Raw genomic sequence first — 15,971 nt, forward strand, 5'->3', positions numbered from 1 at the left:
CCTGACCAGGGGATCCGCCATGCACTCGATGTTCCGCGCCCTGGCGTTGCTGCTGGTGCTGGGGTTCGCCGGCACCGCGCTGGCCGGCAGCCGCAGCCAGCAGAGCAAGCTCGACGCGCTGCAGACCGCCTACGGCGCGGCGATCCGCTGGAGCGAGTTCGAGTCGGCGTGGGAAGCGGTGGATCCGGCCTACCGGCAGGCGCACCCACTGACCGACCTGCAGCTGGAGCGCTACCGCCAGGTGCAGGTGTCCTCCTACAAGGTCGGGCGGGTCGGCGCGCAGGACGGCGACGTGGTGCGCGACATCGAACTGGGCGTGATCAACCGCAATACCCAGGCCGAACGCATCGTGCGCTACCGCGAACGCTGGCGCTGGGACGCGCAGGCCAAGACCTGGTGGCTGCTGGACGGCCTGCCGGACTTGTGGAACGGCCAGTAGCGCCGCCGGCCAGCTGTGCGACAATCGGCGCCCGCTTCCAGCCCCCTATTCCCGTGAACTTCGAAGAACTGCTGGCCTTCGCCGGCCGCAACCCGATGCTGGCCCTGGCCCTGGCGGGCCTGACCATCGCCCTGATCGTCACCGAGATCGCGCGCCTGTTCCGCGGCTTCAAGACCCTGCGCCCGGCCGAACTGACCCTGCTGATCAACGCCGGCAACGCGGTGCTGGTCGACCTGTCGGCCGCGGCCGATTTCGAGAAGGGCCACATCGCCGGCAGCCGCAACGCCACGCCGAGCCAGTTCGGCCCCGAGCACAAGCTGGTGGCCAACGCCAAGTCCTCGCCGGTGGTGCTGGTGTGCCGCACCGGCAACACCGCCGACGCCGCCGCCAAGCAACTGAAGAAGGCCGGCTTCGAGCAGGTCTACGTGCTCGACGGCGGCATCGCCGCCTGGCAGCAGGCCGACCTTCCGCTGGTCAAGGGCCGCTGATCGCGCCTTCCGGCCGGGCGCCGAGCGCCGCGGCCGGCATGTGATAATCCCGATTCTTTCTGTTCCCTGAATTCACCGGAGTACGACATGTCCGACGTCACCAACAACGGCGCCGCGGCGCCGGCCGAAGCCGCGGCTGGCCCCGCTTTCACCATCGAGAAGATCTACGTCAAGGACGTGTCCTTCGAGTCGCCGAACGCGCCGGCCGTGTTCAACGACAACGTGCAGCCGGAGCTGCAGCTCAACCTCAACCAGCGCGTGCAGCGCCTCAACGAGCAGGCCTTCGAAGTGGTGCTGGCCGTGACCCTGACCTGCACCGCCGCCGGCAAGACCGCGTACGTGGCCGAAGTGCAGCAGGCCGGCGTGTTCGGCCTGGTCGGCCTGGACCCGCAGGCGGTGGACGTGCTGCTCGGCACGCAGTGCCCGAACATCCTGTTCCCGTACGTGCGCGCGCTGGTCAGCGACCTGATCCAGGCCGGCGGCTTCCCGCCGTTCTTCCTGCAGCCGATCAACTTCGAGGCGCTGTACGCCGAGACCCTGCGCCAGCGCGCGCAGCAGGGCGAGACCCAGTCGCTGGCCGACTCGGAGCCGGCCGGCAACGCCTGAACGCGTCCGCCGTTGCCCATGCGCGATAACCCCGCGAAGAAGATCGCCGTCCTCGGCGCCGGCTCCTGGGGCACCGCCCTGGCCGCGCTCGTCGCCCGGCACGGTTTCCCGACCGTGCTGTGGGGGCGCGACGCCGCCATCGCCGAGGCGATCGGGCAGCGCCACGAGAACCCGCGCTACCTGCCGCAGATTCCGCTGCCGGCGTCGCTGCAGGCCACCACCGACCTGGCGGCGGCCGTGCACGGCGCCAACTGGATCCTGGTGGTGGTGCCGTCGCACGCCTTCACCGAGACCCTGCGCCAGCTGGCGCCGCTGCGCCCGCCGCAGGCCGGCGTGGCCTGGGCGACCAAGGGCTTCGAGCCCGGCTCCGGGCGCTTCCTGCACGAGGTGGCGCAGCAGATCCTGGGCGAGGACGTGCCGCTGGCGGTGGTGACCGGTCCGTCGTTCGCCAAGGAAGTGGCGTTGGACCTGCCGACCGCGGTGACCGTGCACGGCGACGCCGCGTTCGCCCAGCAGGTCGCCGACGCGATGCACGGCCCCACCTTCCGCGCCTACACCGGCGACGACATGGTCGGCGCCGAGCTGGGCGGGGCGATGAAGAACGTGCTGGCGGTGGCCACCGGCGTGGCCGACGGCATGGAGCTGGGCCTGAACGCCCGCGCCGGCCTGATCACCCGCGGGCTCAACGAGATGCTGCGGCTGGCCGCGGCGATCGGCGCCAAGCCGGAGACGCTGATGGGCCTGGCCGGGCTCGGCGACCTGGTGCTGACCTGCACCGGCGACCTGTCGCGCAACCGGCGCCTGGGCCTGGCCCTGGGCCGCGGGCAGACCCTGGCCGACGCGGTGCGCGCCATCGGGCAGGTGGTCGAGTCGGTGCAGACCGCCGACGAGGTGATGCGCCAGGCCGAACGCCATGGCATCGACCTGCCGATCTCCAACGCGGTGCGCGCGGTACTGCACGGCGAACTGACCCCGGCGGTGGGCCTGCAGCAGTTGCTGGCCCGCGAGCGCAAGCCCGAGTACCCGACCACGCTGTTCAGCTGATCGCGTGGCCGTTCCAGCGACGAAAAAGCCCGGCTTCGGCCGGGCTTTTTTTGTGTCTGCAATCGTTCGACCGGACAAGCCGCACAAAAAAGAAGCCCGGTCCTGGGACCGGGCTTCGAACCGCGCGCAGCGGGAGAGAGAGACGCGGCGCGCAGCGCTACGCGGTATCGCTTACCAGCTGAAACGCGGGCCGACGAACCATTCCTTGTCGCCATCGCGGTTCATCTTCAGGTCCGCGCTCAGGCCCCAGTTCTGGTTGAGCTTGGCCTGGGCGCCGAGGCGGCCGTAGAACTCGCCGTCCGGGTTGATGCCGTCCTTCTTGGTGTAGTCCTCGTAACCGCCCAGCGCATACACCTCGAGGTACGGGTTGAACGCGGTGCGGATGCCGACTTCGGCGCTGTAGCCGTTGAACTTGGTGCCGTACTCCGGATCGAAGCGGTTGTAGGCCACGCGGGTCACCAGGTCGGTGCTGGTCGAGATCTCGTGGTTGTAGCCGGCGCCGATGCGCCACTGGTCGACGTCGACGTCGCCGAAATCGGTCTTCTGGCGGTTGAAGTCGCCGAACACGCTGAAGTTCGGGTTGATCGCGTAGGAACCCTTGACGGCCCAGCCGTCCGCGTCGCCACCGTCGGCGTCGGTCTTGATGTAGCCGCCTTCGACGTAGTTGTAGGAGAGGCCTTCGGCTGCAGAGGCAGCGAACGGCAGGGTGGCCAGGAGGCCAAGAGCGAGCAGAGAGGTCTTCATGATCGGGATACCCTTGTTATTGGTTTAGTCGGCGCTGAGGCGTGGGGCCGTTCGCTGCCGATATGTAAATTATCCGTTAGCCACCCGAACTTGCCCTGAATTTCAAACTGACCAGTACATAAATTAAACGCCCTGTTCAGGAACTTCCGGCGCGCGCCTTCTTGAGGGCGGCGATCGGTGGCGCGAGTCAACAGCTGGCCCGGACATCGAGTGCCCAGGCCCGCTGTCCTGCAGCGATCACTCGCGCAGGAAATCGAGCAGATCCTGGTTGAGCCGATCCTTGTGCGTATCCGTCAGGCCATGCGGCGCGCCTTGGTAGACGATGAGCTTGGCGCCCTTGATCAGCGCGGCCGAGGCCTTGCCCGAGCTGTCGATCGGCACGATCTGGTCGTCGCTGCCGTGGATCACCAGGGTCGGCACATCGAACTTCTTCAGGTCCGCGCGGAAGTCGGTGGCGGAGAACGCGGCGATGGAGTCGTACGTATTCTTGTGGCCGGCCTGCAGGCCCTGCGCCACGAACGACTGGATCAACGCCGGGCTCGGCGTGTGGCCGGGGCGGTTGAAGTTGAAGAACGGGCCGGACGCGATGTCCGTGTACAGCTGCGCGCGGTTGTCCAGCGAGCCCTTGCGCAGGCCGTCGAACACGTCCAGCGGCAGGCCGCCCGGATTGTCGGCGGTCTTGAGCATCAGCGGCGGCACGGCGCTGACCAGGACGGCCTTCTTGACCCGGCCGGTGCCATGGCGGCCGATGTAGCGGGCCACTTCGCCGCCGCCGGTGGAGAACCCGACCAGGGTGACGTCCTTCAGGTCCAGCGCTTCGATCACCGCCGCCAGGTCGTCGGCATAGTGGTCCATGTCGTTGCCGTCCCACGGCTGGCTGGAGCGGCCATGGCCGCGGCGGTCGTGGGCGACCACGCGATAGCCCTTGGAGGCCAGGAACAGCATCTGCGATTCCCAGCTGTCCGAGTTCAACGGCCAGCCATGGCTGAAGGTGACCACCGGACCGTCCTTCGGGCCCCAGTCCTTGTAGTACAGCTGCACGCCGTCGCGGGTGGTGACGTAGCTGCTGCTCACGCTGGCGGCGGCCTGGATGGTGGCTTGCTTCTGGGGTTGGGCGGCATGGGCGGCGACGCCGGCCTGCGCGGTGAAGGCGAGGAGCGCGACGGCGACGGAGCGGGTGAGAGCGTTCATGGCGTGGATTCCTGGGTGGGAGGAAGGGGGTATGCGGCTGGTGGGCCGTGCCGGCTGGCGAGGTGTACTTTGCGCGCCAGGGCGATACGATTGGCCGCCAATCGTCCTGAAAACTTGATCGAGAGTCCCGATGACCGACCGGCTCGCCGTATTGCTGGAGCGTTTTTCCGTCACCGCCCAGATGTTCCATGCCGGCGCCCTGTGCGGGATCAACCTGCTGGAGGCCGACGACGGCCTGGGCCAGTTGCACCTGGTGAAACAAGGCGCGGTCGAGGTGGTCCATGGCGGCGCCTCGCACCGCGTGGAGGTCCCCAGCCTGTTGCTGTACCCGCGGCCGATGTCGCATCGCTTCGTCACCGATCCGGTGCGCGGCGCGGACATGGCCTGCGCCAACGTGCGGTTCGAGGGCGGCGCGGGCAATCCGATCGCCGCCTCGCTGCCGGAGTTCATCTGCCTGCCGCTGCACGCGATCGACGGCGCCTCGCCGGTGCTCGACCTGCTGTTCGACGAGGCGTTCGCGCAGCGCTGCGGCCGCCACACGCTGATCAACCGGTTGTTCGAGGCGTTGATCGTCCTGATCCTGCGCCAGCTGATGGAGCGCGGCGAGGTGCGCGGCGGCATGCTCGCGGGGATGGCGCATCCGCGGCTGCGCCATGCGCTGGTCGCCATGCATGAGGCGCCGGCGCAGGAATGGACGCTGGACGCCCTGGCCGCAGCGGCAGGCATGTCGCGCAGCGTGTTCGCCAGTGCGTTCCGCGACACGGTGGGCGTCACGCCCGGGCAGTACCTGCAAGGCTGGCGGGTCAGTCTGGCCCAGCAGGCCCTGCGTCAGGATCGCCCGTTGAAGGTGGTGGCCGCCGACGTGGGATACGGCAGCGAAGCGGCGTTGTCGCGTGCGTTCAAGGCGCACGTAGGCCTGGCCCCACGTGACTGGCGGCGCGCGCAGGCTTCGACCTGAATTTCTCCAGTGGCCCTCGCAGAACCGCGTGGGTTCCGAGCTTCGACGGGTTCAGTGCGTAGATGCACGGTGCCTCCCCATCGGGCGGGTGCGCACGGCAGTTGGCAGCGCCTCACAGCGCGGCGAGCGTCTCTATCGCATTGCGGACGCTCTTCCTGCTCATGCGCACCACCGAACGGTGGATCGTGGCTCCTTCGATGAACGCATCGATGGCGCTGGACGCTGCCTTGGAGAAATGCGTCTCCAGCGCCGCCCTGCTTCTGGCCATCCACTGCTGCATGATCGCCGTCATCTCGGGATGCCGGCGGGCGAAGGCATACAGCTCATAGCTCAGCAGCAGCACGCGCGGGGACGCCGTGCCTTCGGCGAAGATGATGTTCACCACCGCGTCGCAGGCCTGTTCGCGCGTCCGCGCGGCGCGTATCTCGGCCGTGAAGTCCGTCGACACTTCCTGGGAGAAGCGGGTGAACGCCGCGATCAGCAGCTCATTCATCGAGCCGAAGTAGTACGTCGTGGCGCCAAGCGGAACGCCGGCCTCCTCGGCGACTTTGCGGAACGTGGTGCCCGAGACGCCGTGGTCCAGGACCACCCGCAACGCAGCCTGCTCGATGGCCTCCTTCCTGTTCGGATCCTGGCGCCAGGTCCTGCCGCTCATGCCTGTCCAACGCGTTCGACGGATGCCGATGATGGCAGTTCGCGGTTGACACCTCAATTGGTACGGATGTACAAATTCGATGGTGTTGGTAGTGCAGGCCATCGGCGCACCGCTGCCGCCTTGGCATCATTTACGCGAGGGAAGACCCATGACGAGTTCTGGAGAGCGGGACGTCGATGTCGGCCGCAGGGCCACCCTGGGCGGCCTGGCCGCCGGCGGGGTCGTGCTCGCGGCCGGCACGCGCGCTGCGGCGCCGGCCGGCTGGCAGGGGGGCAACTGGCTCAACGAACCCAAAGTCCACCGGATTCTGCCCGGCGGCATCCTTGAAGTGGTCACCGACAAGGGAACCGACTTCTGGCGCGAAACCCACTATGGCTTCACCCGCGACAGCGGGCACTTCCTCGGCATCGCCGCACCGGCGAGTTTCACCTGCCAGCTGCGCATTCGCGGCAGGTTCGAGCAGCTCTACGACCAGGCCGGGATCATGTTGCGGATCGACGAGCGCCGCTGGGTGAAGGCCGGCATCGAACTCAGCGATGGGCGGGCGATGCTCAGCAGCGTGTTGACCGATGGCCGGTCGGACTGGGCCACCGGGCCGTACGAGGCGGACGCGTCGGACTTCTGGATGCGCGCCACCGTGGCCAAGGGCGTGCTGCGGCTGCAGGTGTCGCGCGATGGGAAATACTGGCCGCTGGTGCGGCTGTGTCCCTTCCCGGTGGCATCCCGGTACCTGGTCGGCCCGATGACGTGCACGCCGGAACGCGAGGGGCTGAAGGTCCAGTTCTCCGACTGGAAACTCGGGCCGGTGCTTGGGAAGGAGTTGCACGATCTCTCGTAGCGCTTGGGGCCGGGATCGGGGATTGGGGAACCGGGATTGAGGCTGAAACGGTGCGGTGCGACGTCTATGCCGCCAAGGCTTCATCGGAAGCCGATCGGCTGCATGAGCATGGCCGGCGTTCTGGGGAAATACGGCGGATGCCGCGGCGCGTTGGCCGCGGCATCCCGCCCGTCACGCCGGGCATCGGCAGGTGCGCTCAGATCGTCTGGCCGCCGGAGACTTCGATGCGTTGGCCGGTGACCCAACGGTTGTCCGGTCCCAGCAGGCTGGCGATCATCGGGCCGATGTCGTCGGGCACGCCGACGCGGCCCAGCGCGATCATGCCGGCGAACTGCTGGTTGAGATCGGGCATGTCGCGCACCGCGCCGCCGAGGAAGTCCGTTTCGATCGCGCCGGGGGCGACGGTGTTGACGGCGATGCCGCGGCTGCCCAGCTCCCTGGCCAGGTACACGCTGAGGATCTCGACCGCGCCCTTGGCCGCGGAATAGGCGGAGAAGCCCGGATACGTCACCCGGGTCAGCCCGGAGGACAGATTGACGATGCGCCCGCCATCGGCCAGCAGCGGCAGCAGCGCCTGGGTGAGGAAGAACACGCCTTTGACGTGGACGCCGAACAGCGCGTCGAACTGCGCTTCGGTGGTCTCGGCGAAGGCCTCCATCTCGCCGTGTCCGGCGTTGTTGACCAGGTGGTCGAAGCGATCGCGGCTCCAGGTGTCGGCCAGCGCCGCGGCGACGCTGCGGGCGAAAGGCGCGAAGGTCGACACGTCGCTGGTATCCAGCTGCAGGGCGACGGCCTTGCGGCCCATCGCCTGGATCTGGCCGACGACCTCGCGCGCCTGGGCTTCGCCGCTGCGGTAGGTGAGGATCACATCGCCGCCGTGGGCGGCGATGCTCAATGCGGTGTTGCGGCCGAGGCCGCGGCTGGCGCCGGTAACAAGCGAAATGGTGGACATCTGAGGGCTCCTGTCGAGTGGTGTCGGGGCGACGGAATCAGTGTCGGACCGGACCATCCGCGCCGGTTGCCGGTTCCTCGGTTGTTCTTGCCTATTTCCATGCCTGCCGCCGCCAGGCGCTTGTCCCAAAACGCACGCACCACCGCGCCTGGCACGGTGGTGCGTGCGTTGCAACGCCAATGCAGGCGATCAGCGGCGCGCGAGTACGCGATCGACCGTCTCCGGCTGCGTCCGCGCCGCGCGCCGCGCGCGCAAGCGGCGCCGCCGATGCTTCCCGGTGGCCTGGCGATCCTCCCGGCCCCCTCGCCGCCGCCCGGTGCATGCCGCCGATCGGCACCGCAGCCGAAGACGTTGCGTTGGCTCCGGGCGGTCGCGCGCCGCACTCAGCGCAGGGCGTCGAGGATGGCGCGGTTGAAGGCCGGAATGTCCGAGGGCATGCGGCTGGTGATGATGTTGCCGTCCACCACCACCTCGGCATCGACCACGTCCGCGCCGGCGTTCTTCAGGTCCACGCGAATGGAGTACCAGCCGGTGGCGCGGCGGCCGCGCACCAGGTCCGCCTCGATCAGCAGCCAGGGGCCATGGCAGATCGATGCCACCGGCTTGCCGGCGTTGGCCACGGCGCGAATGATCGCGATGGCCTTGGGGAACATGCGCAGCGCATCGGGATTGGTGACGCCGCCGGGCAGCACCAGTGCGTCGTAGGCGCCGGCATCGACCTGCTCCAGGGTCATGTCGGGGGTGAACGTGTGTTCGGACGGGTTGGAGACGCCGCTGGCAGCGTCGTAGACCACGCCGCGGATCGGCTGGGCGTGGGGGGCCGCCAGCGTGACCTCGATACCGGCATCGAGCAGGGCTTGGCGCGGCTGGGCCAGTTCGGCCTCCTCGAAGCCATGGGTGGCCAACATCAGAACTCGGGGCGTGCGTGTCATGGTGCGTCTCCTGGCGAGAAGCGGGCCGGGCGGAATGCCCGGCGCCGGTGCACGATCACTGTCGGCCCGAACATCCATGGCGGGTTGCCGGAACGTCGGATCTTCTTGCCTGATTCTCTGGTCCCGTTGCGCCCGCCGCGCGGCTGGGACTATGGTTCGCCCATGGCCGACACCCTGCTCGCAGCCGTCCGCAGCTATGCGGAGTTCCATGCCGACGCCGATGGCGTCGCCGCCACCCCGATCGCGGGAGTGACGGCGATTCGCGCCACCACGCCCAGCGAACTGCAGTACGCCATCTCGCGGCCGTTGATCGCACTCGTCGTGCAAGGCAGCAAGCGCGTGATGATGGGCCATCGCAGCTTCGACTTCGGTGCCGGCGACTCCCTGCTCATCACCGCCGACGTGCCCACCGTCAGCCAGATCACCTGCGCCGATGCGCGTGCGCCGTACTACTCGCTGGTGTTCGAATTGGACCCGTCCGTGATCGAAGCGCTCGCGCTGGAGATGGACGTGGCGCAGGAGGAGACCGGTGCGCCGGTGCGGGTCGAGCCGACCGAACGCGAGGTCGCCGACGCCGCGCTGCGCCTGATGCGCCTGCTCGATCGGCCGGCCGCGGTGCCGGTGCTGAAGGCGCAGTTCGTCCGCGAGATGCATTTCTGGCTGCTGGCCGGACGCCATGGTCCGGCGATCCGCAACCTGGGCCTGGCCGAAGGCAACGCCCAGCGCGTGGCGCGGGCGGTGGCGGTCATTCGCTCCGACTACGCGCAACCGCTGCGGGTGGAACGCCTGGCCGAGGCGGCGGGCATGAGCCCGTCCACGTTCCATCAGCACTTCCGTGCGGTCACCACGCTCTCGCCCCTGCAGTTCCAGAAACAGCTGCGCCTGATCGAAGCGCGGCGGATGATGCTGTCGGAAGGCATCTCCGCCAGCAACGCCGCCTATGCCGTGGGCTACGAGAGCGTGCCGCAGTTCACCCGCGAATACGGGCGGATGTTCGGTGCCCCGCCGGTGCGCGATATCAAGATCGCCAAGACCAGGCTCTACGCCACGGCTTGAGCGTAGGGCCGACCGGCTGCGCCAGGAGCGGATGCGTTCGAGCGCGGGCGCGCCGGTCCGTGGTACCGCGGACCGGCTTGTCGATCAGGACGAAACGGCGAACCAGCGCCCTGTCGAGCCTGTTGTCGCGGATCGGGGCGTTCCGCCGGTTCTTGCCGCATGCAGGATGAGCGGTGCGTATTTCGCGCCGCCGCGCGCCGTGTCATCGATGCAGGGACAGGCCCTTCGTGGCCTTGTCGATGGCCTTCTTCGGCCCGCGCAACCCGATCCCGACCAGGTTCAGGTGGCCGGGGTCTTCGGCGGCAAACGCGTGGCGGTTGGCGGCGTCATGCCCGGTCGAGAACATGGCGAACACGTACGGCAGCACGGTGATCGCGCGTTCCAGGCCCACCCGGTGCGCGGCCTGGAGGCCGGCGAGGTCGGCTTCGAACACCAGCATCGGCTGCCCGAGCAGGGTGCCGTAGCGGTGGCCGTTGGCATCGACGTAGGGTTCGCCCATGGCCTCGGGGGCGGCCGCGGCGATGCCGGTGGCCAGGAAGGCGACGACGTTCAAGCGTTGCCAGGTCGCCAGGTCGTTGCGGACGATCAGGGCCACTTTGGTATCGAACATTGGGGGACTCCGTACTTTCTGGACACAGTGGCCATGGTCGGAGCCGCCGCAGGTTCAATCTAGAACGCCCGTGCACTGCCGCCTGTAGGCGGCCGGGGTCAGCCGGTAGGTGCGCTTGAACCAGCGGCCCAGATGGCTCTGGTCGGCGAAGCCGACCTTGATCGCCACGTCCGCCGGCTCCTGGCCATTGGCCAACAGCGCGCGGGCGACGCGCAGCCGCAGCCGGATGAGATAGGCATGCGGCGACAGGCCGAAGGTGCGCTGGAATTGCCGGGTGAGGCGGAACCGGTCCATGTCGGCGTGGACGGCCAGTTCGTCGAGGCCGACGTCGCGCTCCATCTGCGCGTGAAGGAAATCCCTGGCCCGCGCCATCCGTGCCGCCGAATCGCCCGGGATCCGGGCGTCCGCGGACAGATGCGGGGACAGCAGGCGCAGCATGCGATCCAGGCTCTGGTCCCGCGCCAGGCGGCCTTCGCCATGGTGCACGGCAAGGAACGCCTGCCGTATCGCCGCGCTCAACGCGGTGTCCGTGGTCAGGGTGCTTCGGAACGCCGGCTGGATCGCGGCGATGTCCCACTGGCCGAGGCGTTGCAGCATGTCGGCCACCCAGGATTGCGGGAGGTAGAGCATCGCGTAGGTGAAGCCTTCTTCTTCCGGCGCATGCCCGTCATGGACCGCGCCGGGCTCGATCAGGATGGCGCGCCCCGGCGTGCTGGTGTGGAGCGAACGGTGGCAGTGGAAGCGCTGGACGCCCTGCAGGGTCACGCCGACCAGCACTTCGTCGTGGTCGTGGGGATCGTAGGCGTGGCCGCGGAAGTGCGCGTGCACGCTCTCGATGCCGGTGTCCTGATCGCGGCGGATCCTGACCCAATCGTCGTCGCCGGTCGTTTTTCGGGAGGTCGAGGCCATGGGCTACCCTTGCAAGCGCGCCGCGGGCAGCGCGCTCGGATCGGTTCCGGCGATGCGCCTCGATCCAGTGTAGGAACGCAGCGCTGCCGGCTTCAACCGCAACGAGGAGGCGTCGGCGCCACCGGGCTGCGCGGCAGGCAGCGCCCGCGCTGCGCCGTCGGGCTGGAAGGACGCATTGGCCATCGACCGGCGCCGCCTAGTCCGCGCCGGGGAAGCCCAGCTGCCGCCATGCTTCGAACACCACCACCGCCACCGCGTTGGACAGGTTCAGGCTGCGGTTGTGCGGGCGCATCGGCAGGCGCAGGCGCTGATCGGGCGGGACCTGCTCCAGCACCTCGGCGGGCAGGCCGCGGGTCTCCGGGCCGAACAGGAATGCATCGCCATCGGCGAAGGCGGGCGCATCGTAGCGGGTCGTGCTGCGGGTACTTAGGGCGAACAGGCGGCGCGGGGCGATGGACTGCAGTGCGGCCTCCAGCGAGGCATGCACCTGCAGGCGTGCGTACTCGTGGTAGTCCAGGCCGGCGCGTTTGAGCTGCTTGTCGCCGAGGTCGAAGCCGAGCGGCTCGATCAGGTGCAGCTGCGCGCCGGTGTTGGCGCAAAGGCGGATGGCATTGCCCGTGTTGGGCGGAATTTCGGGTTGGAACAGCAGGACGTGCAGCGTGGGCGTGGCGGTCATCGGCGCAGTTTACGCGCCGGCTCCGGCCTGCGCCGGCGTGAGGCGCAGGCTTAGCGGGTCAGGCTGGTGGCCAGGTCCTGGCTCAGGTTCTGCAGGCTCGGCTGCAACTGCAGCATCGCGTTGTCCAGGGCGCCGCTGACCACGCTGCCGATCGCGAACACGCTCTGGGTGTCGGCGTTCGGGCGCACCTGCAGCGTCGCCAGGGTGACCACGCGCTGGCCGGCTGCCTGCTCGGCATCGCGCGCGGCGAGCTGGTCGGCCGACGGACGCACCTGCACCGACGCCAGCGTGGCGATGCCGCTGGACAGTTCGGCCTCGCGCTGCGCCAGCTGCTCGGCGGAGGGGCGGACCTGCACTGCGGCCAGGGTGGTGATGCCGCTGTTGCGCTCGAACGTGCGCTGGGCGATCTGCTCGGCGGACGGACGCACCTGCACGCGGTCCAGGGTGGTGACGTTCGGAGCGGCGAGCGCCGGAGCGGAGAGCAGCGCGGCGATGGCGAAGGTCAGGGCGAAGGAAGCGGTTTTCATGGCGGGCCTCGTTGGTGTTGTTGAGCAGTGGTGTGGTAGTAAGGTAGTACACCTAATCAGGGGCTGCAAGAACTTTTTGCGATTTTGTACTTTCATTAAGCGTTTGTTCATTGTTTGCCCTGGCCGATCTTGCGCAGGAGGAAACACAGCAGATCCTGTGCCAACTCCAACTGGTTGTTGTGCAAGGGGTTTGTGCGAGTCCGGGGTGTCCGCGGGCGGACAGTCGGCCGCTTGCGTACGTCCGGTTCCTGGCGATGGCCGCGCCTCGAGGCGCGGCATCGGTGCAATGCGTTCAGCCCGGGCGCATCGGCCAAGGCCCGAAACAGGCCCAAAAGGCATGCGCGGACGCAGGTGCGGCCCGTTACGATCCAGGTCTCGTCGCCTTTCCACTCATTGCCAAAAAGGAACTTGCATGACCGTGTCGATCCGCCCGCGTGGGGCCCTGCTGGCCATCGCCCTGTCCACCGCGCTCGGCGCGCTGAGCTATGCGCCGCCGTCGAGCGCGGCCAGGCCGCCGGCCGCCGCGAAGGTGGACATCGCCTACGAACAGTTCACCCTGCCCAACGGCCTGCGGGTGATCGTGCACACCGATCGCAAGGCGCCGATCGTGGCGGTCAACCTCTGGTACCACGTCGGCGCCAAGGACGAGCCGGCCGGGCGCACCGGCTTCGCGCACCTGTTCGAACACCTGATGTTCCAGGCCAGCGAGAACCACCGCGGCGAATTCTTCGAGCCGTTCAAGCAGGTCGGCGCCACCGACCAGAACGGCACCACCAACAGCGACCGCACCAACTATTTCGAGAACGTGCCGACCACCGCGCTGGACATGGCGCTGTGGATGGAATCGGATCGCATGGGCCACCTGCTCGGCGCCATCGACCAGGCCGCGCTCGACGAGCAGCGCGGCGTGGTCCAGAACGAGAAGCGCCAGGGCGAGAACCAGCCCTACGGCCAGGCCTGGGACAAGCTCAGCCGCGCGCTGTATCCGAAGGGACACCCGTACCACCACAGCGTGATCGGCTCGATGAACGATCTCAACGCCGCCTCCCTGGCCGACGTGAAGCAGTGGTTCCGCGCCTGGTACGGCCCCAACAACGCGGTGCTGGTGCTGGCCGGCGACATCGACGTGGCCAGCGCGAAGGAGAAGGTGGCCCGCTACTTCGGCGACATCCCGGCCGGGCCGAGCATGGCGCAGCCGAAGGTCGACGTGGCCCGGCGCCCGCAATCCACCCGCGAGACGATGACCGACAAGGTGCCGCAGGCGCGCATCTACCGCGTCTGGAACGTGGCCCAGACCGGCACCGAGGACATCGACCGCCTGCAGTTGCTGGCGCAGGTGCTGGGCGGCGCGAAGTCGTCGCGGCTGGACCGGCGCCTGGTGCACGAGGACAAGCTGGTCGACCAGATCAGCGCCAGCGCCTGGCCGTCGCAGCTGGGGTCCGGCTTCGGCATCATCGCCACGGTGAAGCAGGGCGTGGATCCGGCCCGGGTCGAGGCGGTGATCGACGAGGAACTGCGCCGGCTGCTCGACGAGGGCCCGGACAAGGACGAACTGGCGCGCGCCAAGACCGCGTTCCGCGCCGGCTTCATCCGCGGCATCGAGCGCATCGGCGGCTTCGGCGGCAAGGCCGACGCGCTGGCCGAATGCGCGGTGTTCACCGGCGATCCGGGCTGTTTCCGCACCTCGCTGGCGACCATCGCCTCCACCCGCGCGCGCGACCTGAAGGCGGTGGGCCGCACGTGGCTGGGCAAGGGCGACCATACCCTGGTGGTGGAGCCGGGCGAGCGCGTGGCGCTGGCCGAGGACCCGGCCGTGGAGCCGGTGCCGCTGAACCCGCCGCCGGTCGATCCGAAGTACCGCACGCTGCCCAGCGTCGTGGACCGCAGCGCCGGCCCGCCCAGGACCGCGCAGTTCCCGGAGCTGAAGTTCCCGGCGCTGCAGCGCGCCACCTTGAAGAATGGAACCCGGCTGATCCTGGCCGAGCGCCACGACGTGCCGGTGGTGCAGTTCAGCTACGAATTCCCGGGCGGCTTCAGCGCCGACCAGGGGCGCAAGTCGGGCACCGCCAACTTCACCATGGGCATGCTCGACGAAGGCGCCGGCGACTACGACTCGCTGGGCTTCGCCGATGCCGCCGACGCGCTGGGCGCCACGCTCAGCGCCGGCGCCTCGCTGGACGCCAGCAGCGCGCAGCTGTCGGCATTGAAGGAGAACCTGGCGCCGTCGCTGGCGCTGTATGCCGACATGCTGCGGCGCCCGCGGTTCGAGCCGAAGGAGATCGAGCGGATCAAGGCGACCCGGATCGCCGCCATCCGCCAGGAAAAGGCCCAGCCCAACGCGGTGGCGATGCGGGTGCTGCCGCCGCTGCTGTACGGCGAGGGCCATCCGTATGCGATCCCGTTCAGCGGCAGCGGCACCGAGCCGGCGATCGCCGCGCTGCAGCGCGAGGACCTGGTCGGTTTCCAGCGCGACTGGATCCGCCCCGAGCAGGCCACCCTGGTGGTGGTCGGCGACACCACCCTGGCCGAGATCGTGCCGCTGCTGGACGCGCAGTTCGGCGACTGGAAGGGCGAGGGCGCCGCGCCGTCGCTGCCGTCGCTGGCGGCGGTGCCGCGCCCGGCCAAGCCGCGGGTGTACCTGATCGACCAGCCGGGCGCGGTGCAGGCCAACCTGTTCGCCGCCGAACTGGTGCCGCCGTCCACCGATCCGGCCTCGACCCGCTTCGACATCGCCAACGGCGTGCTCGGCGGCGACTTCACCTCGCGGCTGAACATGAACCTACGCGAGAACAAGCATTGGTCCTACGGCGCGCGCAGCTCGGCTTCCAACGCCCTGGGCCAGCGGCCGTGGGCGGCGATGGCGCCGGTGCAGATCGACAAGACCGCGCCGGCGCTGCAGGAGATGCACAAGGAGATCACCGCCTTCGCCAGCGGCAAGACCCCGCCGTCGGCGGAGGAAGTGGCGCGCATCCGCAACATCCAGACCCTGAGCCTGCCCGGCGCCTACGAGACCTCCAGTTCGGTGCTCGGCACCATCGTCGGCATCGTCCGCAACGGGCGCCCCGACGACTACGTGTTCAAGCGCAAGGCCGAGATCGAGGCGATGACCCCGGCGCAGGTGCGCGAGGCGGCGGCGACGCTCGACGCGAATGCGCTGACCTGGGTGGTGGTGGGCGACCTGAAGCAGATCGAACGCCCGGTGCGCGCGCTGAAGCTGGGCGAAGTGACGGTGATCGACGCCGACGGCAAGCCGCAGGGCGCGGCCGCGCCGGCGTCGCCCAAGCGCTGATTCGGCGGCGGACGCACCCTCGCCCCAACCCCTCTCCCGGCGGGAGAGGGGCCGCGC

Annotated in this window: 17 protein-coding genes; 8 read left to right on the forward strand and 9 right to left on the reverse strand. The window is 69.1% G+C overall.

All coding sequences use genetic code 11. The annotated features are described in order from the left end of the window. Positions 1–19 precede the first annotated feature (19 nt). From OCJ37_RS01200 to OCJ37_RS01215, 4 genes are all read left to right on the forward strand, one after another. Positions 20–439: a hypothetical protein gene (locus OCJ37_RS01200; protein ID WP_263111849.1), complete on the forward strand. Its 420-nt coding sequence runs from the start codon at positions 20–22 to the stop codon at positions 437–439. A 53-nt stretch (positions 440–492) separates the two neighbouring features. Continuing rightward, positions 493–927 carry a rhodanese-like domain-containing protein gene (locus OCJ37_RS01205; RefSeq protein ID WP_263111850.1) on the forward strand — a complete coding sequence of 145 codons (435 nt, stop codon included), beginning with the start codon at positions 493–495 and terminating at the stop codon, positions 925–927. An 87-nt stretch (positions 928–1,014) separates the two neighbouring features. Next, on the forward strand, positions 1,015–1,533 hold the full coding sequence (gene secB, locus OCJ37_RS01210) for a protein-export chaperone SecB (RefSeq protein WP_263111851.1): 519 nt from the start codon (positions 1,015–1,017) through the stop codon (positions 1,531–1,533). Positions 1,534–1,551: 18 nt separating this feature from the next. Then, positions 1,552–2,577, forward strand: coding sequence for an NAD(P)H-dependent glycerol-3-phosphate dehydrogenase (locus OCJ37_RS01215; RefSeq protein ID WP_263111852.1), 1,026 nt, complete (start codon positions 1,552–1,554; stop codon positions 2,575–2,577). A gap of 171 nt (positions 2,578–2,748) precedes the next feature. Here the strand turns inward: OCJ37_RS01215 and OCJ37_RS01220 are convergent, their stop codons facing one another. Both OCJ37_RS01220 and OCJ37_RS01225 read right to left on the reverse strand, forming a co-directional pair. Beyond that, a complete protein-coding gene (locus OCJ37_RS01220; protein WP_185814848.1) occupies positions 2,749–3,321 on the reverse strand; it encodes an OmpO family porin in 573 nt (190 codons plus the stop codon). Between the two features lie 237 nt (positions 3,322–3,558). Then, the gene (locus tag OCJ37_RS01225; RefSeq protein ID WP_263111853.1) at positions 3,559–4,512 is read right to left on the reverse strand and encodes an alpha/beta fold hydrolase; all 954 of its coding nucleotides are present in this window, start codon (positions 4,510–4,512) and stop codon (positions 3,559–3,561) included. A 130-nt stretch (positions 4,513–4,642) separates the two neighbouring features. Between OCJ37_RS01225 and OCJ37_RS01230 the strand changes: the two genes are divergently transcribed. After that, complete coding sequence (locus OCJ37_RS01230) at positions 4,643–5,470, forward strand: AraC family transcriptional regulator (protein ID WP_263111854.1); 828 nt, start codon at positions 4,643–4,645, stop codon at positions 5,468–5,470. Between the two features lie 112 nt (positions 5,471–5,582). On the opposite strand, the gene OCJ37_RS01235 is transcribed toward OCJ37_RS01230, so the two are convergent. Beyond that, positions 5,583–6,125, reverse strand: a complete 543-nt coding sequence (locus tag OCJ37_RS01235; protein ID WP_263111855.1) for a TetR/AcrR family transcriptional regulator — start codon at positions 6,123–6,125, stop codon at positions 5,583–5,585. A 148-nt stretch (positions 6,126–6,273) separates the two neighbouring features. Here OCJ37_RS01235 and OCJ37_RS01240 point away from each other — a divergent pair, with 148 nt between their 5' ends. Further along, entirely contained in the window at positions 6,274–6,963 is a 690-nt protein-coding gene (locus OCJ37_RS01240; RefSeq protein WP_263111856.1) for a DUF1349 domain-containing protein, read from the forward strand. A gap of 196 nt (positions 6,964–7,159) precedes the next feature. Here the strand turns inward: OCJ37_RS01240 and OCJ37_RS01245 are convergent, their stop codons facing one another. Both OCJ37_RS01245 and OCJ37_RS01250 read right to left on the reverse strand, forming a co-directional pair. Next, positions 7,160–7,915, reverse strand: coding sequence for an SDR family NAD(P)-dependent oxidoreductase (locus OCJ37_RS01245; protein WP_263111857.1), 756 nt, complete (start codon positions 7,913–7,915; stop codon positions 7,160–7,162). Between the two features lie 383 nt (positions 7,916–8,298). Beyond that, on the reverse strand, positions 8,299–8,847 hold the full coding sequence (locus tag OCJ37_RS01250; RefSeq protein ID WP_263111858.1) for a type 1 glutamine amidotransferase domain-containing protein: 549 nt from the start codon (positions 8,845–8,847) through the stop codon (positions 8,299–8,301). Here OCJ37_RS01250 and OCJ37_RS01255 point away from each other — a divergent pair. After that, positions 8,773–9,903 (forward strand): AraC family transcriptional regulator, encoded by a 1,131-nt coding sequence (locus tag OCJ37_RS01255; RefSeq protein WP_263111859.1) that lies wholly within the window; start codon positions 8,773–8,775, stop codon positions 9,901–9,903. The two genes, OCJ37_RS01250 and OCJ37_RS01255, sit on opposite strands and share 75 nt — an antisense overlap. A gap of 202 nt (positions 9,904–10,105) precedes the next feature. Here OCJ37_RS01255 and OCJ37_RS01260 read toward each other — a convergent pair whose 3' ends face one another. The 4 genes from OCJ37_RS01260 to OCJ37_RS01275 all read right to left on the reverse strand — a co-directional run bounded on the left by OCJ37_RS01260 (position 10,106) and on the right by OCJ37_RS01275 (position 12,625). Continuing rightward, a complete protein-coding gene (locus OCJ37_RS01260; protein WP_263111860.1) occupies positions 10,106–10,498 on the reverse strand; it encodes a PTH2-like family protein in 393 nt (130 codons plus the stop codon). A gap of 69 nt (positions 10,499–10,567) precedes the next feature. Beyond that, positions 10,568–11,422 (reverse strand): AraC family transcriptional regulator, encoded by an 855-nt coding sequence (locus OCJ37_RS01265; RefSeq protein WP_263111861.1) that lies wholly within the window; start codon positions 11,420–11,422, stop codon positions 10,568–10,570. A gap of 196 nt (positions 11,423–11,618) precedes the next feature. Then, entirely contained in the window at positions 11,619–12,098 is a 480-nt protein-coding gene (gene trmL, locus OCJ37_RS01270; RefSeq protein WP_263111862.1) for a tRNA (uridine(34)/cytosine(34)/5-carboxymethylaminomethyluridine(34)-2'-O)-methyltransferase TrmL, read from the reverse strand. 50 nt (positions 12,099–12,148) lie between these two features. Beyond that, the gene (locus tag OCJ37_RS01275; RefSeq protein WP_263111863.1) at positions 12,149–12,625 is read right to left on the reverse strand and encodes a hypothetical protein; all 477 of its coding nucleotides are present in this window, start codon (positions 12,623–12,625) and stop codon (positions 12,149–12,151) included. A 412-nt stretch (positions 12,626–13,037) separates the two neighbouring features. Here OCJ37_RS01275 and OCJ37_RS01280 point away from each other — a divergent pair, with 412 nt between their 5' ends. Next, on the forward strand, positions 13,038–15,914 hold the full coding sequence (locus OCJ37_RS01280; RefSeq protein WP_263111864.1) for a M16 family metallopeptidase: 2,877 nt from the start codon (positions 13,038–13,040) through the stop codon (positions 15,912–15,914). Positions 15,915–15,971: the final 57 nt, after the last annotated feature.

This window comes from Xanthomonas sp. AM6, from assembly GCF_025665335.1.
Classification (GTDB): domain Bacteria; phylum Pseudomonadota; class Gammaproteobacteria; order Xanthomonadales; family Xanthomonadaceae; genus Xanthomonas_A.